The sequence below is a fragment of the Bartonella sp. WD12.1 genome (assembly GCF_002022415.1).
Lineage (GTDB): Bacteria > Pseudomonadota > Alphaproteobacteria > Rhizobiales > Rhizobiaceae > Bartonella.
The window spans coordinates 1,516,719-1,541,919 of sequence record NZ_MUBG01000001.1 but is presented as its reverse complement, the minus strand read 5'-3'; the positions used below and the strand labels follow the sequence as shown (position 1 = coordinate 1,541,919).

Here is a 25,201-nt window from a genome sequence, read left to right as displayed (position 1 = left end):
GTCCATAAAAGAAAAGGGAAAACGAATGAATATTCATGAGTATCAAGCCAAACGTATACTTCACGAATATGGTGCACCAATTGCAAACGGTGTGGCTGTTTATTCTGTAGAGCAGGCTGAAAAGTGGGCGAAAAAATTACCGGGATCACTCTATGTGGTGAAAAGTCAAATTCACGCTGGAGGTCGTGGTAAGGGGAAGTTCAAAGAACTTGGCCCTGACGCAAAGGGTGGTGTTCGACTTGCACAATCGGTTGAAGAAGTTGTTGCTAATGTAAAGGAAATGCTTGGTAAAACTTTGGTAACCAAACAAACAGGTGCAGAAGGTAAGCAGGTTAACCGCCTTTATATTGAAGATGGTGCTGACATTGAACGAGAACTTTACCTTTCACTTTTAGTTGATCGTACAGTTGGTCGAGTTGTTTTTGTCGTGTCAACGGAAGGGGGCATGGACATTGAAACGGTTGCTGAAGAAACACCGGAAAAAATACTCACTCTTCCCATTGATTGTGCAAAAGGTGTTACTTCTGTAGATTGTACGAAGCTTTGTGATGCATTAAATTTGCATGATAGTGCGCGTGAAGATGGCGAAAAACTCTTTCCTATTCTTTATAAAGCTTTTTGTGAAAAGGATATGAGTCTTCTTGAAATTAATCCGCTTATTGTCATGAAAGATGGTCATTTGCGTGTTCTTGATGCAAAAGTTTCTTTTGATAATAATGCTTTGTTTCGTCATCCAGATATTTTAGAGTTACGTGATATCTCAGAAGAGGATCCAAAAGAGATTGAAGCATCAAAACATGATCTTGCTTATATTACTCTTGATGGTACGATTGGCTGCATGGTAAATGGTGCGGGTCTTGCTATGGCGACGATGGATATCATCAAGCTTTATGGAGCTGAGCCAGCCAATTTCCTTGATGTTGGTGGTGGTGCTTCAAAAGAAAAAGTTACTTCTGCTTTTAAAATTATTACCGCTGATCCCAATGTTAAAGGCATTTTAGTCAATATTTTTGGTGGAATTATGCGTTGTGATGTTATTGCTGAGGGTGTCGTTGCTGCTGTTAAGGATGTTGGTTTGAAAGTTCCTTTAGTCGTTCGTCTTGAAGGTACCAATGTTGAGCGCGGTAAAGAGATTATCAATAGCAGTGGTTTGAATGTTATTTCTGCTGATGATTTAGATGATGCTGCTCAAAAGATTGTTACAGCCGTGAAGGAAGCTTAAGTTATGTCGATTCTTATCAATAAAAATACAAAAGTTTTAGTTCAAGGGCTTACAGGAAAAACGGGAACGTTTCACACAGAACAGGCGCTTGCTTATCATGGTACGCAAATGGTTGGTGGTATCAACCCTAAAAAGGGGGGTGAAACGTGGGAAGGATCAAAAGGAGAGACTCTCCCTATTTTTGCCAGTGTTGCAGAGGGTAAAGAAAAGACAGGTGCTGATGCTTCTGTTATTTATGTGCCCCCCGCAGGTGCTGCAGCAGCTATTATAGAGGCTATAGAGGCTGAGATTGGTTTAATTGTCTGTATTACAGAAGGCATACCTGTTATGGATATGGTTGAAGTTAAGGCTAAATTAGAGCAGTCACAATCACGTTTAATTGGCCCTAATTGTCCTGGTATTCTCACGCCGAATGAATGTAAGATCGGTATTATGCCTGGTTCTATTTTTAAGAAAGGTTCTGTTGGTATTGTTTCACGTTCGGGAACTTTAACCTATGAAGCGGTGTTTCAGACAAGTCGTGAAGATCTTGGGCAGACAACTGCTATTGGTATTGGAGGTGACCCTGTTAAGGGAACTGAATTTATTGATGTGTTGGAAATGTTCTTGGCTGATGATGAAACCGAGTCTATTGTTATGATCGGAGAAATTGGTGGTTCTGCTGAAGAAGAAGCGGCACAATTTATTAAAGACGAAGCCAAAAAAGGCCGTAAAAAACCGATGGTTGGTTTTATTGCTGGTCGTACAGCTCCTCCAGGGCGTACAATGGGGCATGCTGGCGCGGTAATTTCTGGTGGTAAAGGTGGTGCAGAAGATAAGATTTCTGCAATGGAATTTGCTGGAATTCGTGTTTCTCCTTCACCATCACAAATTGGTAAAACTTTGGTTTCAGTTTTGAAGGGATAAAAGAAGGTTTTGTCTGGGTGAGTTTTTATGCTCATTCAGATAAAATAAAAAGTAAAAACTTTTTTACAATGTCCTAACTCTTAGTTAAAAGTAATGCGGGTATATTAAGGAGACGGAGCAAGATGTTCCGGGAAGGTATATGACAAGGCAGAATGAGATAAATGGTCTTTTTGCGCAAACGTCGTTTCTGTATGGTGGAAATGCAGATTATATAGATCAGCTTTATGCCGAATACGAAAAAAATCCAACGAGTGTGGATGAGCAATGGCGTGCTTTTTTTGAGAGTTTTCAGGAAAATAAAGAAGATGTTCTTAAAAATGCTGAAGGGGCAACATGGCAACGTGATCATTGGCCGTTAAAGGCAAGTGGAGAATTGGTTTGTGCTTTAGATGGTGATTGGTCTGCTCTTGAAAAGCATTTAGGTGATAAGTTAAAGGCAAAGGCCGCTGTGCAAAAGGGGGCGGCTCCTAGCAAACAAGATATTGTTCAAGCGACTCGAGATTCTATTCAGGCGCTTATGATGATTCGTGCTTATCGAACACATGGGCATCTTCGTGCACGGCTTGATCCGCTCCAGTTGGCAGAAAAATCTGAGGATTATAAAGAACTGTCTCCAGAAACTTATGGTTTTAGTTCTGCAGATTATGAACGTCCGATTTTTATTGATAATGTATTAGGGTTAGAATACGCAACCATTCCGCAAATGCTTGAGATTCTTAACCGTGTTTATTGTTCAACAATTGGTGCAGAATATATGCATATTTCTGATCCTGCTCAAAAAGCATGGATTCAAGAGCGCATTGAGGGATCAGGTAAACAGACTACTTTCACACAGGAAGATAAAAAAGCTATTCTCAACAAACTTATAGAAGCAGAAGGTTTTGAACAGTTTTTGGATACAAAATATAAAGGTGCAAAGCGTTTTGGTCTTGATGGTGGTGAGGCGCTTATTCCTGCTCTTGAACAAATTATTAAGTGTGGAAATGCTTTAGGTGTGCAAGAGATTCTTATTGGAATGGCTCACCGTGGCCGTTTAAATGTTCTTTCACAAGTTCTGGCAAAACCACACCGGGCTATTTTTCATGAATTTAAAGGTGGTTCTTATAAGCCTGATGATGTAGCCGGATCGGGTGATGTAAAATATCACTTAGGAGCTTCAGTTGACCGTGAAGTTAATGGTCAAAAGGTTCATTTATCACTTTTACCCAATCCATCGCATCTTGAAATTATTGATCCGGTTGTTATTGGGAAAGCGCGTGCTAAACAAGATCAACTTGTTGGTCCTACACGCACTGACGTTATTCCATTAAGTGAGCGTTCAAAAGTAATGCCTGTGTTAATTCATGGTGATGCAGCTTTTGCGGGGCAAGGAGTTCTTCAAGAAACTTTTGGTCTTTCAGGTTTAAAAGGTTATAGTGTTGCGGGTTCTATCCATGTAATTGTCAATAATCAGATTGGATTTACAACTAATCCGCGCTTTTCACGCTCTTCATCTTATTCATCAGATATTGCAAAGATGATTGGTGCACCAATTTTTCATGTGAATGGTGATGATCCTGAAGCGGTTGTTTTTGCGGCAAAAATAGCAACAGAGTTCCGTCAAACTTTTCATAAGCCGGTGGTGATTGATATGTTCTGTTATCGCCGTTATGGGCATAATGAAGGTGATGAACCTTCCTTTACGCAACCTCTTATGTATAAGGCAATTCGTAATCATAAAACAACAGTTCAACTTTATAGTGACCAATTGATAGCACAAGGAGTTGTTGGCTTAGAAGAAGTTGAGCGACAGAAGAAAGAATGGCGTGATAAGCTTGAGGTTGAATTTGAAGCAGGTGCTTCTTATAGTCCTGATAAAGCTGATTGGCTTGATGGAAATTGGTCAGGCTTGAAAGCAGCTAGTAGTGCTGAAGAACAGTGTTGTGGTGCAACAGGCGTTGAGTTGAAAACTTTAAAGGAAATTGGACAAAAACTTGTCGAGGTTCCATCAAGTTTTCATATTCATAAAACTATTCAGCGTTTTTTAAGCAATCGTGCTAAAATGTTTGAGACTGGTGAGGGAATTGATTGGGCAACAGCTGAAGCTTTAGCTTTTGGTTCACTTTGTTTAGAGGGAACACCAATTCGTCTTTCTGGTGAAGATGTTGAACGTGGGACCTTTTCGCAACGTCATTCAGTTCTTTATGACCAAGAAAATGAAACACGTTATATTCCTTTAAACAATTTACAAAAAGAGCAAGCACTTTATGAAGTTGTAAATTCCATGCTCTCTGAGGAAGCAGTTCTTGGTTTTGAGTATGGATATTCACTTGCTGAACCACGTGGTTTAACGCTTTGGGAAGCACAATTTGGTGATTTTGCTAATGGTGCACAAGTCATTTTTGATCAATTTATTTCATCTGCAGAGCATAAATGGCTTCGTATGTCTGGTCTTGTCTGTCTGTTACCTCATGGTTTTGAAGGCCAAGGGCCAGAGCACTCTTCAGCACGTTTGGAACGTTATCTCCAACTTTGTGCGGAAGATAATATGCAGGTTGCTAATTGTACAACTCCTGCAAATTATTTTCATATTTTACGTAGGCAAATTAAACGCGATTTCCGGAAACCATTGATTTTGATGACGCCTAAATCACTTTTGCGTCATAAGCGGGCAGTTTCTTCTTTAAGCGAAATGGAGCCAAAAACAAATTTCCACCATTTATTGCTTGATGATGCACAATGTCTTAAAGATTCTGCGATTAAATTACAAAAAGATAATAAGATCCGCCGTGTTGTTCTTTGTACGGGTAAGGTTTATTATGATCTTTATGAGGAGCGTGAAAAAAGGGGAATTGATAATGTTTATTTGCTTCGCGTTGAGCAGCTTTATCCTTTTCCAGCAAAAGCGTTAGTGGATGTGCTATCACGCTTTTTACAAGCTGAGATTGTTTGGTGCCAAGAAGAGCCCAAGAATATGGGGGCATGGTCGTTTATTGAGCCTTACTTAGAACAGGTTTTAACCCATATTAACGCAAAATATTCGCGTGCGCGTTATACTGGGCGTCCTGCCAGTGCATCGCCAGCTGCTGGATTAATGTCTAAACATCTTGAACAACTTGCCGCGTTTCTTGAAGACGCGTTGGGTTCTTAACTTAATTATTACTCTGACGTATGGAAAAATATTATGGCTAGTGAAATCCGTGTTCCTACTTTGGGCGAATCGGTTACTGAAGCAACAATTGGCAAATGGTTTAAACAGTGTGGTGAAGCTGTCGCTGTAGATGAGCCTTTGGTTGAGTTGGAAACTGATAAAGTAACGGTTGAAGTTCCTGCGCCTGTTGCGGGGAAATTATCAGAAATTCTTGCAAAAGAGGGCGATACAGTTGAAGTGAATGCTCTTTTAGGGTTAATTGAAGCAGGAGCTGTTGGTGCTTCGTCATCGTCTGCATCTTCTCTTTCTGCGCCAAGTCCGGTTGCAGCATCTGGACCAGCTTCATCTTCTTTGGGTAGTGCAATGCCTCCTGCTCCTTCGGCAGCAAAGTTGATGGCCGAAAATAACATCGAAAAAGATAAAGTTTCAGGTTCTGGTAAGCGTGGACAGATTCTCAAGGAAGATGTTCTTGATACATTAACGCAAAAAACAGGAACAGGTGCTTCTGCGCCGGTTTCTTCATCTAATGAAGTGCGTGAAGAACACGTTCGTATGACGAAATTGCGTCAAACAATTGCTCGTCGTCTTAAGGATGTACAAAATACAGCAGCTATGTTAACGACATTTAATGAAGTTGATATGTCTGCAGTAATGGATTTACGTAAACGTTATAAAGACCTTTTTGAAAAGAAACACAATGTTAAGCTTGGCTTTATGGGCTTTTTTACCAAAGCTGTTTGCCACGCATTAAAAGAGCTTCCTGCAGTTAATGCTGAGATTGATGGGACGGATATTGTTTATAAAAACTATGTTAATGCTGGAATTGCGGTTGGAACAGATAAAGGGCTTGTCGTTCCAGTGGTTCGTGACGCAGACAAAATGTCAATTTCAGAGATTGAAAAAGAAATTGGCCGTTTAGGGCGCCTTGCTCGTGATGGGAAATTGGCCGTTTCTGATATGCAGGGTGGAACATTCACTATTACTAATGGTGGTGTTTATGGGTCATTAATGTCGACGCCAATTTTAAATGCTCCACAGTCTGGTATTTTAGGAATGCATGCGATTAAAGAACGTGCAATGGTTGTTGGGGGTCAAGTTGTAATTCGTCCAATGATGTATTTAGCGCTTTCTTATGATCACCGTATTGTCGATGGGCAAGAAGCTGTAACTTTCCTTGTACGTGTCAAGGAAAGTTTAGAAGATCCAGAACGTCTTGTTCTTGATTTGTAGAAGTGCAGTTTTGGGGATGAAAGGAAAAACGAATGTCTTATGATGTTGTTGTGATTGGAGCGGGCCCAGGTGGTTATATTGCAGCGATTAAAGCAGCACAATTAGGTCTTAAAGTCGCGATTGTTGAAAAACGTGCGACGTTGGGTGGCACCTGTCTCAATGTTGGTTGTATCCCTTCTAAGGCATTGTTACATGCTTCGGAGGTGTTTGCTGAAACGCAGCATGGTTTTGAAGAACTTGGTGTTTCTGTTTCCAAACCTAAGCTTAATCTTAAAAAGATGATGGAGCATAAAGAAACTGTTATAACGGCTAATACGAGTGGTATTTCTTTTTTGATGAAGAAAAATAAAATTGATACTTTTTTTGGTACAGCAAAGATTTTAAATGCAGGCCAAATTGAGATTACCGCTAAAGATGGTAGCCAACAAACAATTGCAACAAAAAATATTGTTATTGCTACAGGTTCAGATAGCTCGAGTATTCCAGGTGTCAATGTTGAAATTGATGAAAAGGTTATTGTATCTTCCACAGGAGCACTTGCGCTTGAAAAAGTTCCAACACGTATGGTTGTTGTGGGTGCAGGTGTTATTGGTTCAGAACTTGGTTCAGTGTGGAGCCGTTTGGGTGCAAAGGTTACCGTTGTTGAATTTCTTGATAAAGTTTTAGGATCAATGGATGGTGAAATTTCGCGTCAGTTCCAAAAATTGATGGAAAAACAAGGAATTAAATATAAACTTGGTGCGAAAGTTAAAGCTGTTACTAAATCTAAATCAACTGCTAAGGTGATTTTTGAGCCAGTTAAAGGTGGCACAGAGGAAGTCTTAGAAGCAGATGTTGTTTTGATTGCAACTGGGCGTCGTCCGTATGTTGAGGGTCTTGGTTTAGCGGAGGTAGGTGTTCAGTTAGATGAGCGTGGTTGTGTTGTAACTAATGAGCATTGGCAGACCAATATTCCGGGAATTTATGCAATTGGTGATGTTATTAAAGGTCCGATGTTAGCACATAAAGCTGAGGAAGAAGGCATTGCTGTGGCTGAGATTTTGGTTGGTCAAAAAGGTCATGTTAATTTTGATGTTATTCCCGGTGTTGTTTATACGCAGCCAGAAATTGCCAGTGTAGGTAAGACAGAAGAAGAGCTTAAAGCTGCCGGAATTGACTATAATGTTGGGAAATTTCCTTTTATGGCTAATGGGCGTGCACGCGCGATGCAAAAAAGTGATGGTTTTGTTAAGATTCTTGCTGATAAAAAGACAGACCGAGTATTGGGTGGACACATTCTCGGATTTGGTGCAGGTGAGATGATTCATGAAATTGCGGTGTTAATGGAATTTGGCGGTTCATCAGAAGATTTGAGCCGTTGTTGCCATGCACACCCTACTTTATCAGAAGCGGTACGAGAAGCAGCTTTAGCAACATTTTCTAAGCCACTTCATACTTAAAGAAATTTTTTAAAAGAGTTTTGTGATGTTTCTTAAAAGGAGCATCTGTTTTAAAGATTAATCTATATCCTATGGTTTTTATTAAAACCGCCTCTCTAAAAAGGGGCGGTTTTTTTAATGTTTTTGGTATATTGATGGATTAAAATTGTAATTGTTTATCTTCTTGTTTTTCTCTTATACAGGTTGGAAGCCCTATATGATCAAGCTGTTTAAGAAAGGGGAGTGGTGGTAATTCTTCTACATTAACCATGGTTTTCACATCCCATGTTCCTGTGGCGATAAGAATGGCAGCAGCTGCTGCAGGTACACCGGCTGTATAGGAAATTCCTTGTGCGCCTGTTTCATTAAAAGCTTGTTTATGATCGGCTATATTATAGATAAAAACTTCTCTCGGATTTCCGTTTTTTATGCCTTTAATGAAATTTCCAATACAGGTTTTCCCTGTATAGTTTGGCGCTAGAGAAGCCGGGTCAGGTAAAACAGCTTTTACGACTTTCAAAGGAACAACTTCTTGGCCTTCTGCTGTTTTAATAATTTGTTCTGATAAAAGTCCAAGATTTTTTAAAACGGTAAAAACAGTAATATAGAGTTCACTAAAACCCATCCAAAAACGTATATTTTGAACATCGAGGTTTTTAGATAATGAATGAATTTCATCATGTCCTGTCATGTAAGCTTTTTGTTTTCCAACAACCGGTAAATCCCATTCATGGTTGATTTCAAACATTTGATTGGAAACCCACTTTTTATTTTGCCACGACCATACTTGTCCTGTAAATTCTCGAAAATTGATTTCTGGGTCAAAATTAGTTGCAAACCACCGCCCATGTTTTCCAGCGTTAATATCAATAATATCGATGTCAGAAATTGTATCGAAATAAGTATCATGTGCTAACGCTGCATAAGCATTAACAACACCGGGGTCAAAACCCGCACCTAAAATAGCTGTTATGCCAGCTTGTTCACATTCTTTACGTCTGGGCCATTCGTAATTATTATACCAAGGTGGTGTTTCACAAATTTTTAAAGGGTCTTCATGAATTGCAGTATCAATATAAGCGCATTTTGTTTTAATACAGGCTGAAAGAACAGACATATTCAAAAAAGGAGAACCAACATTGATGACGATCTCACATTTGGTCTGTTGGATAAGCTTTACAGTTTCTTCAATATCCATTGCATTAAGCATATGGCTTTTAAGAACACCTGTTACTTTCATTGCTTTTTTATCTTTAATGGAAGCAATTATTGCTTCACATTTTTTGAGTGTTCGTGAAGCGATATGAATTTCTCCAAGTATATCGTTGTTTTGAGCGCATTTATGCGCGACAACTTGTGCAACACCGCCAGCACCAATAATGAGAACATTTTTTTTCATTTTAGTTGGTCTCCTTTTTAATATCGCTGCATAATTTTTATATATTGTTTTGATTATGAAAGACTGTTTTTATAGTCATTATAGTTGAATTGACGTTGAATGGTTAGATTTCCATTGCATTCTTTAGTAACAATGGCTGGCATCACAACGCCATTAAACCAGTTTTTCTTAACCATTGTATAGCCTGCGGCATCTTGAAAAGACAATCTATCGCCTATTTTAAGGAGTTCAGGAAATTGGAATGTTCCAAAAATATCGCCAGCAAGACAAGATTTTCCGCAAACCATGATTTCATGTGATCCTTGATTTGGCTCTAATTTGGCATTTTCACGATAAATGAGAAGATCAAGCATATGCGCTTCAATTGAGCTATCAACAATAGCGAGGTTTTTTTCATTATACAATGTATCAAGAACACTAACTTCTAATGTGGTACTTTTTGTGACAGCAGCTTCCCCTGGTTCCAGAAAAACGGTTACATTGTAAGTTTGAGAAAAACGTTTTAAACGTTCTGCAAGAGCTTCTAGAGGGTAATTATCAGCAGTAAAATGAATTCCACCACCAAGGCTAATCCAATCAACAGCGATGAAGAGTTTTTTTAATTTTTCTTCAATATGGTTAAGCATTTTGTTGAAGAGATTAAAATCAGCATTTTCACAATTATTGTGGATCATTAAACCATTTATAAGGGGTAATACTTCTTCGATCGCACTTTGGTTGGTTTCGCCTAAACGGCTAAAAGGACGAGAAGGATTTGCAAGATCAAAATTTGATGCACTAATACCTGGATTTAACCTTAATCCTCGTTGAATAGTTTTGGTAGTGCTCGCAAAACGTTGAAGTTGTTGAATTGAATTAAAGATAATTTTGTCTGCATAAGTACATACTTCATCAATTTCATCATCTGCCCAAGCAACCGAATAGGCGTGGGTTTCTTTTCCAAATTTTTCTCTTCCTAAGCGTAATTCATAAAGAGATGATGAGGTACTTCCATCCATATATTCAGACATGAAATCAAATACACTCCATGTCGCAAAACATTTCAAAGCTAGCAAAACTTTTATTCCCGACATTTCTCGTAAACGAGCAATAATTTCCATATTCTTTATGAGTTTGGATTTATCTATAAGATAATAAGGGGTTTTAATCATTGCTCATCCATTCTCTTTTGAAGAATCTTATTATTTTTACCGATGTTTAGTACCTATAGAAATAGGATGTCTCAAGAGAAAAAGTATCATAAAAGAAAATCTGTTTATCTCGTTATAGAAAGGCTATCTGTTATTTCAGTTTGGTTTAAGTTATTTTGAGATTTCTGCTATATGCATGATTTAAGAATTTGTAATATTTTAAAACCTTTTATATCTGTGAAACATATTTTCATGGTAACAGCAAATGCTGCTGATTTAGCGTAAAAATGGTATTGAAATGAGAAGGTTTCGTTAGCTATTTTTTTGAGAGATTTCAATAATTACACGATGTTAGAAGCAATAGTTTTAAGATTATCATCGTTATCAGTGTTGTTATTGTAAATGTAGTAATAAGTGATACTATTTTAGCATGATATTTGTTGTGTTTGCGCATTCAGATATCAAATAATGCTGTTAAAATCACTATTAGCTCAAACAAAGAGTCATAATCTCTCTTTTAGAAAAAAAACTACAGCCTTTAAGAGTGTATATGGTTTTTGTTTTGATCATTTATGATTTAGATAATCATAATATTCATTATATCGTCTAGCTTTGAAATAAATGTTTTTTAAAAGCTACAAGATGCTAAGATGGTATGGTGTGTATAGTTTTCTTTCAAAAACAGTTATTTTCTGAAAATTTGCGACCTTTTTTAAATTTTGTTTAAATTTTATTATCATAATTGTGAAATAAAGAAGTTTTTATTTTACCAATAACAGAGCATTAAAATAGGGTGGAGCTTGGATAATGACAATACGGGAAGCAATGTTGATATTGCTAGTTTTGCTTCCCCTTGGTGGCAGCGCTATCATCGGTTTTTTTGGTTCAACTGCCAAAAACAGCGAAGCATGGTTTGCTGGGGTGATAGCGTTTTTTAGTCTTCTTGTTACACTGATACTTTACCCAACGCTTTATGAAAATCATGTAGTACGTTTAGATATTTTTTGGTTACCTGAGTGGGGTGTTAATTTAACTCTGCGCATGGATGGGTTATCGTGGCTTTTTTGCCTTTTAATTACAGGGATAGGTCTGCTTGTTGTTGTTTATGCACGTTACTATATGAACCCGGCAGATCCGGTTCCGCGGTTTTTTTCTTTTTTTCTAGCTTTCATGGGGTCAATGACAGGGGTGATCTTGTCAGGAAATCTCGTCTTTTTAGTCATTTTCTGGGAATTGACCAGTATTTTTTCCTTTTTATTGATTGGTTATTGGTATCATAATGCTAGTGCGCGTGATGGAGCCCGTATGGCTTTAATAGTTACGGGTTTTGGGGGCTTTGCACTACTTTTGGGAGTTTTACTCATTGGTCATATTGTTGGCAGTTTTGATTTGGATGAGGTATTACAATCTGGGGATCTCATCCGGTCAAATTCTCTTTATACACCCGTGCTTATTTGTATTTTATTGGGAGGATTAACAAAGAGTGCACAGTTTCCCTTTTATTTTTGGCTGCCAAATGCCATGGCTGCTCCAACGCCTGTATCATCTTATTTGCATTCAGCAACAATGGTAAAAGCTGGGTTGTTTTTGCTTATTCGTTTATGGCCAGTTTTATCGGGAACAGAATCTTGGTTTTTTCTAATAGGTTTTGCAGGACTCACGACATTACTTCTTGGGGCTTATTTTTCAATATTTCAGCAGGATTTGAAAGGTCTTCTTGCTTATTCAACCATTAGTCATCTTGGTTTAATTACGACACTTTTAAGTCTTAGCAGTCCACTTGCGTGTGTTGCGGCAATTTTTCATATTGTTAATCATGCTACCTTTAAAGCGTCTTTATTTATGGCAGCTGGTATTGTTGATCATGAAACAGGAACACGTGATATACGCAAATTAACAGGTCTTTTTCGTTATATGCCTATTACGGGAACTCTTGCTTTAGTTGCGGGTGCGGCAATGGCTGGTGTCCCTTTATTGAATGGTTTTTTATCAAAAGAAATGTTTTTTGCGCAAGCAGTTGAAAAGCATATGGAATCGTGGTTGGATTGGATTGCACCTTACGTGGCAACGCTTGCCAGCCTGTTTAGCGTGACCTATTCTGTACGTTTTATTCATGGTGTTTTTTTTGGGCCAAAACCTATCAATTTACCCAAAATACCACGTGAACCACCACGTTTTATGCGTTTTCCGATAGAATTTTTAGTTTTTATTTGTTTGGCAGTTGGTATTTTTCCCAATTTAACAATGGGCTTCATTTTGGATAATGCAGTTATGGCTGTTTTAGGGCCTGCGAGAGTTTCTTATAATTTAGCTGTTTGGCATGGCTTTAATACCCCTTTGATAATGAGTTTGGTCGCTTTATCAGGTGGGGTACTGCTTTATATTTTAGGGCGTCGTTATTTTCTATCTTGTGATGAAGGTCCTCCTTTTTTTCGTTATTTAAAGAGGCAGCGTATTTTTAAACGAATTCTCATGATGATTTCTTGGAAATGGGCGCGTGCAGCAGAAATTCTTTTGTCGACACGTCGTTTACAAGTTCAATTGCATTGGGTACTTTTGGTTTGTTTTGCGTTTGTTGGTTTTTTATTATGGCATGATGGTTTGATTTCAGCTGGTCCGTTATTGCTTTTTCCACTTGATTTACCCTTCATGGCAATTTGGTTGATTGGTGGGGTTTGTGCTCTTTTAGTTGCTTTGTATGCAAAGTTTCATCGTTTTGCATCATTAATGCTCTTAGGCGGCGCTGGTTTGATGACCTGTGCGTCTTTTTTATGGCTTTCTGCACCCGATTTAGCGCTGACACAATTGGTTGTTGAAGTTGTAACAGCAATTCTTTTACTTCTTGGTTTGCGATGGTTGCCTAAGCGTTTGTATGATCCTGCACCATTGTCTGTTGGTTTTGATGTGCGCTTGCGCCGTATGAGTGATTTTATCATAGCGTTTGTGGGAGGAGCAGGTATGGCGTGGTTATCATTTGCGATGATGACGCGTCCCCAAGGGGTAACAATTTCTGACTTTTTTCTTACTCACGCTTATTCTGATGCTGGTGGTCGCAATGTTGTAAATGTGTTATTGGTTGATTTGCGTGGCTTTGATACAATGGGGGAAATTGTCGTCTTAGGTATTGTTTCGCTTACTGTTTTTGCTCTTTTACGGCGTTTTCGCCCTGCTCCTGAAAGTGTTGATGCGCCTTTTCAACAACGTATTCAAACAGCTTTTGACACAGCGCAACCTAATCGTGAAGTTGGAGATACTTTATCAGATTATTTAACTATTCCTTCTGTTATTATGCATTGGCTTTTTCCTGTTATTATCGCTATTGCGGTTTATTTATTAATGCGTGGGCATGATTTTCCAGGAGGTGGATTTGCTGGTGGTATTACTTTAGCGGTTGGATTTATTCTACAGTATCTTGCTACTAATATTCGTTGGGTGGAAAGCCATTTGCGTGTTTTACCTGTCCGTTGGATTGGTTTTGGTTTATTATTATCAGTGGTAACTGGGGCAAGTTCTTGGTTTTTTGGGTATCCTTTTTTAACATCATTTTTTCAATATACTCATCTCCCTTTAATTGGAAACATTCCAATAGCATCTGCTTTGTTGTTTGATTTTGGTGTGTTTTCTGTAGTTTTGGGAGCGAGCGTTCTTATTTTAATTGCGCTTGCGCATCAATCAATTCGCTTTTACCGAATTAGTAAGAAATCTATCGCAAAGAAAAAGGAAAGTTAATGGAAGTTGTTCTTTCTTTAGGTATTGGTATTTTTATTGGATCAGGCATTTGGCTTCTTTTACGTCCGCGAACTTTTCAAGTTATTCTTGGTTTGTCGTTGCTCTCTTATGGAGTTAATCTTTTTATATTTTCAATGAGCAGACCACGCAACAATGCAGTGCCTATTGTTGATCCTTCTGTTGTGATTAATCCAGCAAATTATGTCGACCCTTTACCTCAGGCTTTAGTTTTGACAGCAATTGTGATTGGTTTTGCAACGACAGCTTTATTTTTAGTCATCCTTTTGGTTTCACGCGGTTTAACAAATTCAGATCATGTTGATGGACGTGAAATAAGATGACAGAAATTTGGCTGCATCATTTACTTATTTTACCTATTCTTGTGCCATTGAGCATTGGAGCGATTCTTCTGTTTTATGATGAACGTCGTTCACAACTTAAATCACGCATTAGCCTTTTTTCCGCGAGTTTATTGGTTGTTATTTCTATTATTTTGCTTATGCGTACTCTTGAAATAGCTCCAGCTTCAGATGTGTATCGGCTTGGCAGTTGGCCTTCTCCTTTCGGCATTATTTTGGTTCTTGATCGCTTAAGTGCTATGATGCTTTTGCTTTCAAATGTGTTGATTGCTGCTGGTTTGATTTTTTCACAAGCTTATTGGTATAAAGCGGGCCCTCATTTTCAGTCGCTGATGCAATTTTTGATGGTGGGGATAAATGGTGCTTTCTTAACGGGTGATTTATTCAATTTATTTGTATTTTTTGAAGTTATGTTAACTGCCTCTTATGGGCTTGCGTTGCATGGTTTAGGTCAATCACGGGTGCGTGCAGGTCTGCATTATGTGGTCATTAACCTTGTTGCTTCATTGTTTTTCTTAATTGGTGCAGCACTCATTTATGGGGTGGTTGGTACACTTAATATGGCTGATTTAGCTATCAAAATAAAACATATAGCTGATGCAGATATTGTTTTATTTAAAGTAGGTGCAACGTTTTTAGGTATTGCGTTTTTGCTTAAAGCCGGTATGTGGCCGCTTAATTTTTGGTTGGTGCCAGCTTATAGTGCAGCAGCAGTACCTGTTGGTGCTTCTTTTGTAATTTTAAGCAAAGTGGGTATTTATGTTATTTTGCGGTTAACGCTGCTGTGGTTTAGAGCTGAAAGCGAATATTTGACTCATTTTGGTCATACGGTTTTATTTTATGGTGGGCTTGCTACGCTTATTTTTGGTATTATTGGGGTATTAGCTAGTCAAGTTTTAGGGCGTTTGGCATCTTACAGTATTCTTGTGTCTTCTGGGACAGTGTTAACAGCAATTGGAACAGGTAATGTGGCGCTAACTACAGGTATACTTTTTTATATTGTTTCTTCGACTTTAGCGCTTGGAGCTTTTTTTCTTTTGGTTGAATTGGTTGAGCGCAGTCGAGATATGGCTACAAATGTTTTGGCTGTTACGCTGGAAATGTATGGTGAGGATGAAGAAGAGCAAAAAGATGAAATTGGTACTTATTTGCCAGTAACCTTAGCTGTTCTTGGAGCTTGTTTTAGTATCTGTGCAATTTTGATTATTGGACTGCCTCCTTTTTCTGGTTTTGTTGCAAAATTTATGATGCTTACAGCTATTTTAAACGCAAACGAGGGAAATTTTTCTACTTATGTACCAATTTTACGTGATTGGTTTTTTATAGTTTTTGTTATTTTATCTGGTTTTGCAACTTTGGTTGCAATGATACGCATAGGTATTCGGACTTTTTGGGTTTCTTTTGAAGGCAAAGTCCCACGTATACAAATGATTGAATTTGCACCTATCGCTGCTCTTTTTTCTTTATGTTTTATTATGACAATTATAGCTAGCCCTGTGAGTCATTATATGTCTGAAACCGCTAAGACTTTGCATGATCCTAAAAATTATATTGAGAGTGTTTTATTTGATTTTTCTCTCAAAAACACTGAGAGGAATCAATGAAGCGCTTTTTTCCTCATCCTTTCCTAAGTGGTGCGATTGTTTTTATGTGGCTTATTTTAAACGGTTTTAGTTTAGGCCAATTCCTTTTAGGAAGTATAATTTCTTTGTTTGGTGGTTGGATGATGCAGCTGCTTGAACCAGAAAAAATCACAATTAAAAGTTGGAATGCAGTTTTTCGGTTGATTTTTCGAGTGTTGGTAGATTCTATTTGTGCAAATATTACGATGGCTTGGCTGATTTTAACAAAAAAACATAAAGAGCAGTGCTCTGGTTTTATTGTTGTGCCTCTTGTACTTAAAAGTCGTACGGCTTTAGCTATTTTAGCATGTATCTTTTCGGCAATTCCAGGTACTGTTTGGATTGCGTATAATAGCAAAAATAGTGAACTTTTAGTTCATGTTTTCAATTTAACAGATGGGAATGATTATCAACAGTTGATCAAACAACGATATGAGCAATTGCTTTTGGAGATTTTCTAATGAGTATGGTGATCCTTTATTGGGGAATTTTTCTCTCACAGATTTTCTTAAGTTTGGCGATGATTCTGGCGTTTTTTCGATTAATTTATGGTCCAAGAGCACAAGATCGAGTTGTGGGGTTGGATACTCTTTATATGACGACTGTTCTTTTATTTCTTGTATTTGATATTCGCTCAGGGACAAATATTTATTTTGATGTTGCTCTTATGATTGGGTTGTTAGGTCCTATCTCAAGTGTTGCTTTAGCAAAGTTTTTGATGCGTGGAGAAATTATTGAATGAAAGGTGACGTTTCACTTTGGATTGCCATTATTATTACTGTTTTTTTAGTGCTGGGATCTGGTCTTACACTTATTGGAGCAATAGGACTTATGCGCTTTTCTTGCTTTTATGAACGTCTCCATATGCCTTCATTAGGTGCAAGTTTAGGAACTGGAAGCATTGTTATTGCTTCGATCCTTTATGCTATATTTGTAGATGGTTATTTTGTTGTGCATGAAGCTTTGTTAGCAATTTTTACACTCGTAACAATACCTGTTACGACTATGCTTCTCTCACAGGCTGCCCTGCACCGAGACCAATCAGAAGATTGGCTGCAAAAGCCGCCAACCTTTTTGTTAAATCAGACAGAAGAAAAGCTGCCCACATTGGAAGATAAAACATCACATTGAAATCAATGTGACTTTTAATCTAAAATCTATTTTAGTTTGTGTTTCTTTCTTCTTCACACATAATGGGTTTTTCTTCATTGGGGTCATTAATAAGATCATAAAGTGCAGCTTCATTTTTAGTTGCCCACCAGATATATTGGGCTCCCGCATATTTTGAACCTGAAGCTGAAATTACATTTGCTCCAACAATGCGCTCACCTTTCCATGTGAAATCGACTAACGAAATATTGCCAACGTTGAGATACGTAACTTTAAGGCGCTCTCTATTGGTTTGTGTGCTGCATTGATAGACAATTGTTTCTTTAGTGGGGCTTAAATTGCTTGGTACTCCAATGACTAAAGAATTAGAAAAGATATTGGTTTTATTGAACAAGAAATAAAAAATAACAAAAGCTCCTAAAGCAAAAAGTCCTAAAATAGGTAGAATTTTTTTCATTGATGCTTCCTTCTTACTCATAAGTGATAACCTTAATTGATGAAATGGTGTCTACGGCGGGATTCGAACCCACGACCCCAGGATTCATACCACTTCGATTTTCATCGCCAGTCTTTGTTATTGTAAGCTGTTTGTGGTCTGGACTGTCTCTTCACCTTGAAGTATACACTTTTTAGGCGCTGCCCGTTCAGTCTCTACACCTTCCTTGTTTTCTTTAAAACAGGCTTGGCTCGGGATTGGCATACAGTTTCCTGTGAAGCTTTCCCCGAATTTGAGCAGATCCACTTTAAGGATTTCTCCTCAAAGCGCCCAATTTATTTAGGAATCCTGTGCTCTATCCTACTGAGCTACGCAGACTCAAATCACATCTTATGTCTTTTAACTAAAGTATAAAAATTAATCAATTAATAAATAGAAATTAATCAGGTTTCACTAATTTTTGTTTTAGGAAAGTCAAGACTGCATTTGGTGAAACATTTTTAGCGATAAATGATTGGCCCAGTCCGCGTGTTAGGATAAAAGTTAAATTATTTTGCGAAACTTTTTTATCTTGGGCAATAAAGGTCATAAGTGTTTCGGCATCTGGAAGTTTGCCGGGGATATCTTGTAGTTGTGTTGGTAAACCAACGGTTTTAAAATGTGTTTCAATACGTTGTGTTATTGTAGGGTTGATTAAGTTTAATTGTTCAGAAAATTGGTGGGCTAAAATTGTTCCGATAGCTACAGCTTCACCATGGATTAAACGGTTTGAATCATAAGTGGTTGCTGTTTCAAGCATATGCCCAAATGTATGACCAAGATTTAGCAATGCGCGTTGGCCTGTTTCATATTCATCGTGAGCTACAATATCGGCTTTAAATTGACATGAGCGAGCAATAGCTTCTATTTGTATTGGGCCCTTGGAAAAAACTTTTTGCCAATTTTTTTCAAGCCATTCAAAAAAATGAGGCTGATTAATGAGGCCATATTTAACCATTTCTGCATAACCAGCACGAAATTCGCGTGAGGGTAATGTATTGAGAACATCAATGTCAGCAATAACGCATTGGGGTTGATAAAAGGTACCGATGAGATTTTTACCATACGGGCTATTGATTCCGGTTTTTCCACCAACCGATGAATCAATTTGTGCTAGAAGTGTTGTAGGCATTTGAATCAAATGCATACCTCGACGTATAATACTTGCCGCAAATCCTGCAAGATCACCAATAACACCGCCCCCCAAAGCAATAATGCTATCGCCTCTTTCTAAACGAGCGACAAGAATTTTATCGATCACATTTTGCAAAATTGGAAACGACTTTGATTGTTCTCCTGCTTCTACGATAATAGGGACCGTGTAGATTTCATTTTCTGCTAATTTTGTCTGCAATGTGTTCAAATGAAAAGCAGCAACATTTTTATCTGTAACAATAGCTAAACGTATTTTTTGATGAGAACTCTTTTGATGCAAATAATGCTTAATCTTTGAAACTGCTTGTGCAATTAAACCTGAGCCAATAACGATATCATAACAATGTTTATTCAGTTTGACAGTAACAATTTTGGTTTGCATGCTTTTTATCTCTATCGTTATTTTATGGATAAATAGCGTTGTACAGCCTGTATTACATTATATGCTACTACATGGTAATGTTCTTCATGATTGTTAATTGTTAAGTTTGCTTGTGCGTAAATAGGGTAGCGTTGTTCCATGAGTTTTTGCATCGTTTCCTTAGGATTTGCCGTTTGAAGCAATGGTCGCGCAAAACACCCTGAAACGCGCTCTATGAGGATATGAAGATCTGCTTTAAGCCATATGGATATACCATTTTGATGAATGGCTTTTCGGGTATCTTCATTGATATAAGCACCTGCGCCTGTCGCCAAAATGAGAGGACCTTTTTTAAGGATGTTTAGAATAAGTTTTTGTTCGAGAGCACGGAATTTTGATTCGCCATACGTTTCAAATAATTGGGTGATTGTCATCTGGGCAGCTTTTTCGACTTCTTGATCAGAATCATAAAATGGTAAACTGAGCATAGTGGCAACGTGTTTTCCAATAACAGATTTTCCTGAGCCCATGAGACCAACAAATACAAGTGCTTTTTGGTTAAGACGTGATAATAGTTGGTTTTTTATTTGTGTTATTGGAATATTTTGAAGCTGTTTATTTTTCATGATTTTATTTCGACATTTATCTGCTTTAAAATCAATTTCTGTTAATCTTTGTCAGGCATAATAAAGCTAGGTAATTTTAGGATAATTTATTTTCTTAATACCAATATTAACCTGATTTTGATAAGTTTCTTCATTGTGATCAGCTATTTTTTCAATTTTGTGATAGTATTTATAATTTTGGGTTAGATTCATAACGAAAAATATACGTAGCAATGTTCCTTTTAATTTATGCAATATGTTTTTGAAAGCAGATCCATGAAAAGTAATGCTGTGATAGATCGTTTTCTTGAAATGATGAGTGCTGAACGAGGGGCTTGTGCTCATACACTTTCTGCTTATCAAAATGATTTACAATGGGCACATGACCAGTTGTGTTCACGCTCTGTTTCACTTTTTTCGGCACAAAGAGAAGATTTAATCAATCTTTTGTCGCTTATGCATACTGCTGGTTTTGCAGCTACTTCGCAAGCACGTCGTTTATCGACTTTGCGTCAGTTTTATCAATTTCTTTATGCTGAAGGATTAAGAACAGATGATCCTTCTCATGATATTGATACGCCTCGTCAAAGACGTCTTTTACCAAAAACCATGAATGAAGATACGGTGACAAAATTACTTGATCGTGCGCAACTAGAAGTAGATCAAACAGATTATGGATCGAAAAATCACCTGCGTGCGTTGCGTCTTCAGGTATTAATTGAAATGCTTTATGCGACAGGATTACGCATTAGTGAGTTGGTAAGTCTTCCGGTTCAAGCAGTACGCGGAAAGGAGCAATTTATTGTTGTTCGTGGTAAGGGAGCAAAAGAACGTATGGTCCTCTTATCAGTTAAGGCATGCCAAGTTATTTCTCAGTGGTTAGTTTTGCGTGATCAGGGCAAGGATGCGGCAAGCTTTTATCTTTTTCCTGCTCGCTCATCAACAGGATATGTCGCCCGCCAATTTGTTGCACGAGGATTAAAAGACCTCGCTAAAAGAGCAGGGGTGAAAAGCAGCAGCTTTTCTCCCCATGTATTGCGCCATGCTTTTGCTAGTCATCTTTTGCAAAATGGTGCTGATTTACGTGTGGTTCAGCATTTATTGGGGCATTGTGATATTTCTACTACCCAGATTTATACACATGTATTGGAGGAAAGATTGTATTGTTTGGTTAATGAACATCACCCGCTTGCCGATCAGCATAAGGCCGGATAAAAAAGTAATATTTTGAAAAATACTTTAAAAAAAATTATAGATATATAAATTGTACACGAGTAAGTTAGGAACAATGTATAATTATCTTGATTTTGAAAAACCTGTTGCTGATCTAGATGTGCAAATTCTTGAATTGAAAAAGATTGCTCAAGAAAAGGGTAGTCTTGATATGAAGGATGAGATTGCACGTCTTGAGATGCGTTCTCAGATGGCTTTGCGCGATCTTTATAAAAAATTATCACCGTGGCAAAAAACACAAGTGGCACGCCATCCTAATCGACCTCATTTTATGGATTATTCAGCATATTTATTAAGTGATGTTACGCCTTTAGCAGGTGATCGCAAATTTGCTGAAGATGAAGCTATTCAAGCTGGTTTTGCACGCTTTAAGGGTGAGGCGATCGCTTATATAGGTCAAGAAAAAGGCCATGATACACAAACTCGTTTACGCCATAATTTTGGTTCTGCTCGCCCAGAAGGGTATCGCAAAGCTGTGCGGATCATGGAAATGGCTGATCGTTTTGATTTGCCATTATTAACTTTTGTTGACACAGCTGGTGCTTATCCCGGTGTGAGTGCTGAAGAACGTGGACAGGCAGAGGCAATTGCACAGTCAACAGCAGCAACTTTACGTCTACGCGTTCCTGTTATTTCAGTTATTATTGGAGAGGGTGGTTCTGGAGGGGCAATAGCGATTGCTGCAGCTAATAAGGTTTATATGTTGGAACATTCGATTTATTCGGTTATTTCGCCAGAAGGGGCGGCTTCTATTTTATGGCGTGATTCAACTCGTGCGAAAGATGCAGCAACCAATATGCGTATTACTGCTCAAGACCTTTATAAGCTAAAGGTTATTGATGGCATTATTCCTGAGCCTTTAGGGGGAGCACATCGGGGAAAAGAAGCTGTTATGGAAACAACAGGCAATATTATTTCTGTTGCTTTACACTCTATGGCTGGTAAGGATGGTGAAACAATAAGGCGGGAGCGTTGGGAAAAATATCTTCAAATTGGCCGTTCTTTGGCTTAATTGAAGTGGTTTGTGTGAGGTTTTATAGATTAGAGTTTTATTTCAATGAAATTAAATTGGTATTTTTCATTGTTTTTTTTATTAGCAATTGGGATATTGGCAGCATGTCAAAAGAAATTACCTCCTTCTATTCAAGCTAAAGTTAAGCAGCCATTGCCAAAAGAAATTCACCATAAAATGGTTACACATAATGTCGATCCATATGCACCGATTATGATGCGTTTTTTTAAGGAAGAAAATACTGCTGAAATTTGGAAGCAAGACCGTACCGGACGTTTTGTACTTGTGGCAAGTTATGATATTTGCAAATGGTCAGGTAAACTTGGGCCTAAATATGAAGAGGGGGATTATCAAACACCAGAAGGTTTTTATACTGTTAACGCAAGTCAAATGAATCCTTATTCGAGTTATTATCTTTCTTTTAATATCGGTTTTCCTAATCTTTATGATCAAGCACATGGTCGTACAGGTAGTTATCTTATGGTTCATGGGGGGTGTACTTCTGTGGGCTGTTATGCAATGAATGATAGCAATATGGGACAAATTTATGCTTTTGCACGGGATGCTTTTAAAGGTGGGCAAAAAGAATTTCAGTTACACACTTTTCCTTTTCGCATGACCGATGCTAATATGGAGCGTCATCGTGATAATCCTCATTATCAATTTTGGGTGATGCTCAAAAAAGGTTATGATCTCTTTGAGACCAAGCGCGCGCTTTCAAAAATTGATGTTTACGAAAAACGCTATGTTTTCGATCGTTTTAACAAACAAGATTTAAGTGCGATAAAACCATAAAAGATGAATTTCACTATGAAAGATATCGTGTATTTTATAATTTTTCAAAACCAGAAAGATGATTAGTATTCATTTTGCTAAATTCATTAAAATGATCAGTATTTATTACGATGATAATATCATGATGCTTTAGTAGGAAATTTGAGCAGAATTACCGGAAAAACTGATCGTGAAGGTAATAAAATATAGGCTATTTTCCTATATTCCACGTGAATTATCGATAATAATTTATTATTTTTATTATAGAATATAGGCAGGTCTTTTATGTGGGATGGGGATTTTGTGCGGTATTCTTGTATTAATTTTATATGTCTGTGGTACAGCAATGAGTTGTACTGTCAAAGGAAGAATAGAAGAAGGTAAAGCAGTGATTAAAGGAGAGGTAAGAATAATATGCCCTTCCTTATCGAAGGTATTTTCTAAGCGTTTTTTTACAACTTCAGGATCGCATATTTGTTCTTCCATATCGGTGATTTGCGTCATTTTAGTGCCATAAGGCTTTAAGGTAGCTAATGTTGATCGTGGAGAGCCTTGAAGAGAAAAACCTGTTTCAAGCAATTGTGCTGCTTTTCCTTCTCTTGCATTAATATTATTTGACCCTAAAACAACAGCGATAATCGTACGTTTATTGCGGGTTGCTGAAGCAACAAGATTGAAACCAGAAGCGCAAGTGAAGCCAGTTTTCATACCATCTATTCCATTAAAACGGTTAATGAGGTTGTTTGAATTGAATTTGATTTTTTGCCCATCACCAAAATCAATAGCCGGAATAGAAAAATAATGAGCATATTGGGGAAATTCCCGACGGATTTGAACAGCGAGAAGAGCAATATCGCGTGCTGTGGTGTAATTGTCTGGATGTGGTAGACCGCTTGCATTGGCAAAATGAGTTCCAAACATGCCTAAACGTTGGGCTTGAATATTCATTTGTTGCACAAAAGCTTCTTGTGAACCAGAAACAGCTTCACTTAAAGCAATGGCTAAATCATTGGCTGATTTAACTAATGTGATGCTTAAAGCTGTTTCCAGTGTAAGGATAGAACCTGCTTCATAACCTGAATGAGAGGGAGAAACTTGTGATGCATTTTTACTAATGGTGATGTGTTTTTGTGGTGAAATTTCTCCTGTGCTCATGGCGCGAAAAATGACATAAGTGGTCATTAATTTTGTTAAAGAAGCAGGGTACCATCGTTCAAAAGCTTGGTTATGTTCTAATATTCGTCCAGTTGTAGCATCAACAGAAATAAAGGGATAAGCTAGAGCTAGAGTGCTTGTCATACTTAAAATAAAAGACAAACAGAGGCTGTATAAGAGTTGACGCATTAATTTAAGTCCAATTATTGTTCAGTTTAAGTAACTTAGAACTATTTTAGCTTTAAATACAATAGATTTGAATGTATAAAATAAAGAAAGGAACGTTTAATTACGTATAGGTCCTTTCCAATGATGACCGAGCGCTTGAAGCCTTTTAACAGCAAAGGGTGGCATAGGTGGAGGAGTGGGGTCTTGAGCGGCCAATAAGAGCAATTCATCACAGGCTTTTTCTGTTTTTTCGATTAGTTGGTCTAAAAAGTCATGTTTATTTAAGCCAGTTTCTATAGGAGGAAGAATACGCACACAAATTTTTCCTGGATAACGGCGAAAATTATCACGTGGCCAATATAAACCAGCGTTGTGGGCAATGGGTACAACTTGGAGTTTTAATTCGTTGTAAAGGGCAGTAATGCCTGGTTTATAATTGGGTTCTTGACCGGGCTGTCGGCGTGTTCCTTCGGGGAAGATTAGAATTTGGCGCCCTTGTTTTGCTTTTTGTTTTGCTTTTTGTATGATGATTTTAAGGGTTTGAATAGGGGTTGCTCGGTTAATCGGGATAACTTGTGTTTTGGCCATATACCAGCCAAAAAAAGGGATCCACATCAGTTCACGTTTTAAAATAAGGGCAGGATCATCAAAATAGGGTACAAGACTAAAAGTTTCCCATGCAGATTGATGTTTTATAGCAATAATATATGCACTCTTTGGGAGGTTTTCTATGCCTTCAATTTCATAGTGTGTTCCAGCAATGTATTTTTGTAAAAATAATGTAACACGTGCCCATGTTTTAGGGATAACCCACGCTTTTTTACGGGGCATTAAAAAATAAAAGGGGGCATAAAGAATCATTTGCACAAAAGTGGTTGTATAAAAAGCAAACGTAAAGAGAAGAGAACGAAGGATAAGTACCATGTTTTTTTTAATATTTGCTAAAACTCTAGTTGTCCCACTCTATGTGTGGAAAATATCGTCATTATAATATACTTATTTTTATGT

General features: G+C 37.8%; 21 protein-coding genes. 14 read left to right on the top strand and 7 right to left on the bottom strand.

Annotation, left to right across the window (positions count from 1 at the left end; translation table 11 throughout):
* Positions 1-25 precede the first annotated feature (25 nt).
* From sucC to lpdA, 5 genes are all read left to right on the top strand, one after another.
* Positions 26-1,222, top strand: coding sequence for an ADP-forming succinate--CoA ligase subunit beta (gene sucC / locus BWD121_RS06945; protein WP_078663916.1), 1,197 nt, complete (start codon positions 26-28; stop codon positions 1,220-1,222).
* 3 nt (positions 1,223-1,225) lie between these two features.
* The gene (sucD, locus tag BWD121_RS06940; protein ID WP_078663915.1) at positions 1,226-2,128 is read left to right on the top strand and encodes a succinate--CoA ligase subunit alpha; all 903 of its coding nucleotides are present in this window, start codon (positions 1,226-1,228) and stop codon (positions 2,126-2,128) included.
* A gap of 139 nt (positions 2,129-2,267) precedes the next feature.
* The gene (locus BWD121_RS06935) at positions 2,268-5,258 is read left to right on the top strand and encodes a 2-oxoglutarate dehydrogenase E1 component (RefSeq protein WP_078663914.1); all 2,991 of its coding nucleotides are present in this window, start codon (positions 2,268-2,270) and stop codon (positions 5,256-5,258) included.
* A gap of 33 nt (positions 5,259-5,291) precedes the next feature.
* On the top strand, positions 5,292-6,488 hold the full coding sequence (gene odhB / locus BWD121_RS06930) for a 2-oxoglutarate dehydrogenase complex dihydrolipoyllysine-residue succinyltransferase (RefSeq protein WP_078663913.1): 1,197 nt from the start codon (positions 5,292-5,294) through the stop codon (positions 6,486-6,488).
* A 32-nt stretch (positions 6,489-6,520) separates the two neighbouring features.
* Positions 6,521-7,927: a dihydrolipoyl dehydrogenase gene (gene lpdA, locus BWD121_RS06925; protein ID WP_078663912.1), complete on the top strand. Its 1,407-nt coding sequence runs from the start codon at positions 6,521-6,523 to the stop codon at positions 7,925-7,927.
* Positions 7,928-8,066: 139 nt separating this feature from the next.
* On the opposite strand, the gene BWD121_RS06920 is transcribed toward lpdA, so the two are convergent.
* Positions 8,067-9,305: a saccharopine dehydrogenase family protein gene (locus BWD121_RS06920; protein WP_078663911.1), complete on the bottom strand. Its 1,239-nt coding sequence runs from the start codon at positions 9,303-9,305 to the stop codon at positions 8,067-8,069.
* 53 nt (positions 9,306-9,358) lie between these two features.
* The gene (locus BWD121_RS06915) at positions 9,359-10,456 is read right to left on the bottom strand and encodes a carboxynorspermidine decarboxylase (protein WP_078663910.1); all 1,098 of its coding nucleotides are present in this window, start codon (positions 10,454-10,456) and stop codon (positions 9,359-9,361) included.
* A gap of 786 nt (positions 10,457-11,242) precedes the next feature.
* On the opposite strand from BWD121_RS06915, the gene BWD121_RS06910 reads away from it, so the two are divergent.
* From BWD121_RS06910 to mnhG, 6 genes are read left to right on the top strand one after another with little or no spacing between them, the layout of a single operon-like run.
* Positions 11,243-14,164: a monovalent cation/H+ antiporter subunit A gene (locus tag BWD121_RS06910; RefSeq protein ID WP_078663909.1), complete on the top strand. Its 2,922-nt coding sequence runs from the start codon at positions 11,243-11,245 to the stop codon at positions 14,162-14,164.
* Entirely contained in the window at positions 14,164-14,505 is a 342-nt protein-coding gene (locus tag BWD121_RS06905; RefSeq protein WP_078663908.1) for a Na+/H+ antiporter subunit C, read from the top strand. Before BWD121_RS06910 ends, BWD121_RS06905 begins: the two co-directional genes overlap by 1 nt.
* Complete coding sequence (locus tag BWD121_RS06900; protein ID WP_078663907.1) at positions 14,502-16,127, top strand: monovalent cation/H+ antiporter subunit D; 1,626 nt, start codon at positions 14,502-14,504, stop codon at positions 16,125-16,127. The genes BWD121_RS06905 and BWD121_RS06900 overlap by 4 nt, the downstream gene beginning before the upstream one ends.
* Complete coding sequence (locus BWD121_RS06895; RefSeq protein ID WP_078663906.1) at positions 16,124-16,606, top strand: Na+/H+ antiporter subunit E; 483 nt, start codon at positions 16,124-16,126, stop codon at positions 16,604-16,606. The genes BWD121_RS06900 and BWD121_RS06895 overlap by 4 nt, the downstream gene beginning before the upstream one ends.
* Positions 16,606-16,887, top strand: coding sequence for a K+/H+ antiporter subunit F (locus tag BWD121_RS06890; protein WP_078663905.1), 282 nt, complete (start codon positions 16,606-16,608; stop codon positions 16,885-16,887). Before BWD121_RS06895 ends, BWD121_RS06890 begins: the two co-directional genes overlap by 1 nt.
* On the top strand, positions 16,884-17,276 hold the full coding sequence (gene mnhG, locus BWD121_RS06885) for a monovalent cation/H(+) antiporter subunit G (RefSeq protein ID WP_078663904.1): 393 nt from the start codon (positions 16,884-16,886) through the stop codon (positions 17,274-17,276). The genes BWD121_RS06890 and mnhG overlap by 4 nt, the downstream gene beginning before the upstream one ends.
* A gap of 31 nt (positions 17,277-17,307) precedes the next feature.
* Here mnhG and BWD121_RS06880 read toward each other — a convergent pair whose 3' ends face one another.
* From BWD121_RS06880 to BWD121_RS06870, 3 genes are all read right to left on the bottom strand, one after another.
* Positions 17,308-17,712 (bottom strand): MliC family protein, encoded by a 405-nt coding sequence (locus BWD121_RS06880; RefSeq protein ID WP_078663903.1) that lies wholly within the window; start codon positions 17,710-17,712, stop codon positions 17,308-17,310.
* Positions 17,713-18,130: 418 nt separating this feature from the next.
* Positions 18,131-19,267 carry a 3-dehydroquinate synthase gene (gene aroB, locus BWD121_RS06875; protein WP_078663902.1) on the bottom strand — a complete coding sequence of 379 codons (1,137 nt, stop codon included), beginning with the start codon at positions 19,265-19,267 and terminating at the stop codon, positions 18,131-18,133.
* A 17-nt stretch (positions 19,268-19,284) separates the two neighbouring features.
* Entirely contained in the window at positions 19,285-19,872 is a 588-nt protein-coding gene (locus tag BWD121_RS06870; protein ID WP_143245265.1) for a shikimate kinase, read from the bottom strand.
* A 255-nt stretch (positions 19,873-20,127) separates the two neighbouring features.
* Between BWD121_RS06870 and BWD121_RS06865 the strand changes: the two genes are divergently transcribed.
* The 3 genes from BWD121_RS06865 to BWD121_RS06855 all read left to right on the top strand — a co-directional run bounded on the left by BWD121_RS06865 (position 20,128) and on the right by BWD121_RS06855 (position 22,891).
* On the top strand, positions 20,128-21,066 hold the full coding sequence (locus tag BWD121_RS06865; protein WP_078663901.1) for a site-specific tyrosine recombinase XerD: 939 nt from the start codon (positions 20,128-20,130) through the stop codon (positions 21,064-21,066).
* Positions 21,067-21,139: 73 nt separating this feature from the next.
* The gene (locus BWD121_RS06860; protein ID WP_078663900.1) at positions 21,140-22,096 is read left to right on the top strand and encodes an acetyl-CoA carboxylase carboxyltransferase subunit alpha; all 957 of its coding nucleotides are present in this window, start codon (positions 21,140-21,142) and stop codon (positions 22,094-22,096) included.
* Between the two features lie 45 nt (positions 22,097-22,141).
* The gene (locus tag BWD121_RS06855; protein WP_078663899.1) at positions 22,142-22,891 is read left to right on the top strand and encodes a murein L,D-transpeptidase family protein; all 750 of its coding nucleotides are present in this window, start codon (positions 22,142-22,144) and stop codon (positions 22,889-22,891) included.
* A 240-nt stretch (positions 22,892-23,131) separates the two neighbouring features.
* On the opposite strand, the gene BWD121_RS06850 is transcribed toward BWD121_RS06855, so the two are convergent.
* Together BWD121_RS06850 and BWD121_RS06845 are read right to left on the bottom strand one after the other, a co-directional pair.
* Positions 23,132-24,214: a D-alanyl-D-alanine carboxypeptidase family protein gene (locus BWD121_RS06850; RefSeq protein WP_078663898.1), complete on the bottom strand. Its 1,083-nt coding sequence runs from the start codon at positions 24,212-24,214 to the stop codon at positions 23,132-23,134.
* Positions 24,215-24,310: 96 nt separating this feature from the next.
* A complete protein-coding gene (locus BWD121_RS06845; RefSeq protein ID WP_078663897.1) occupies positions 24,311-25,117 on the bottom strand; it encodes a lysophospholipid acyltransferase family protein in 807 nt (268 codons plus the stop codon).
* Positions 25,118-25,201: the final 84 nt, after the last annotated feature.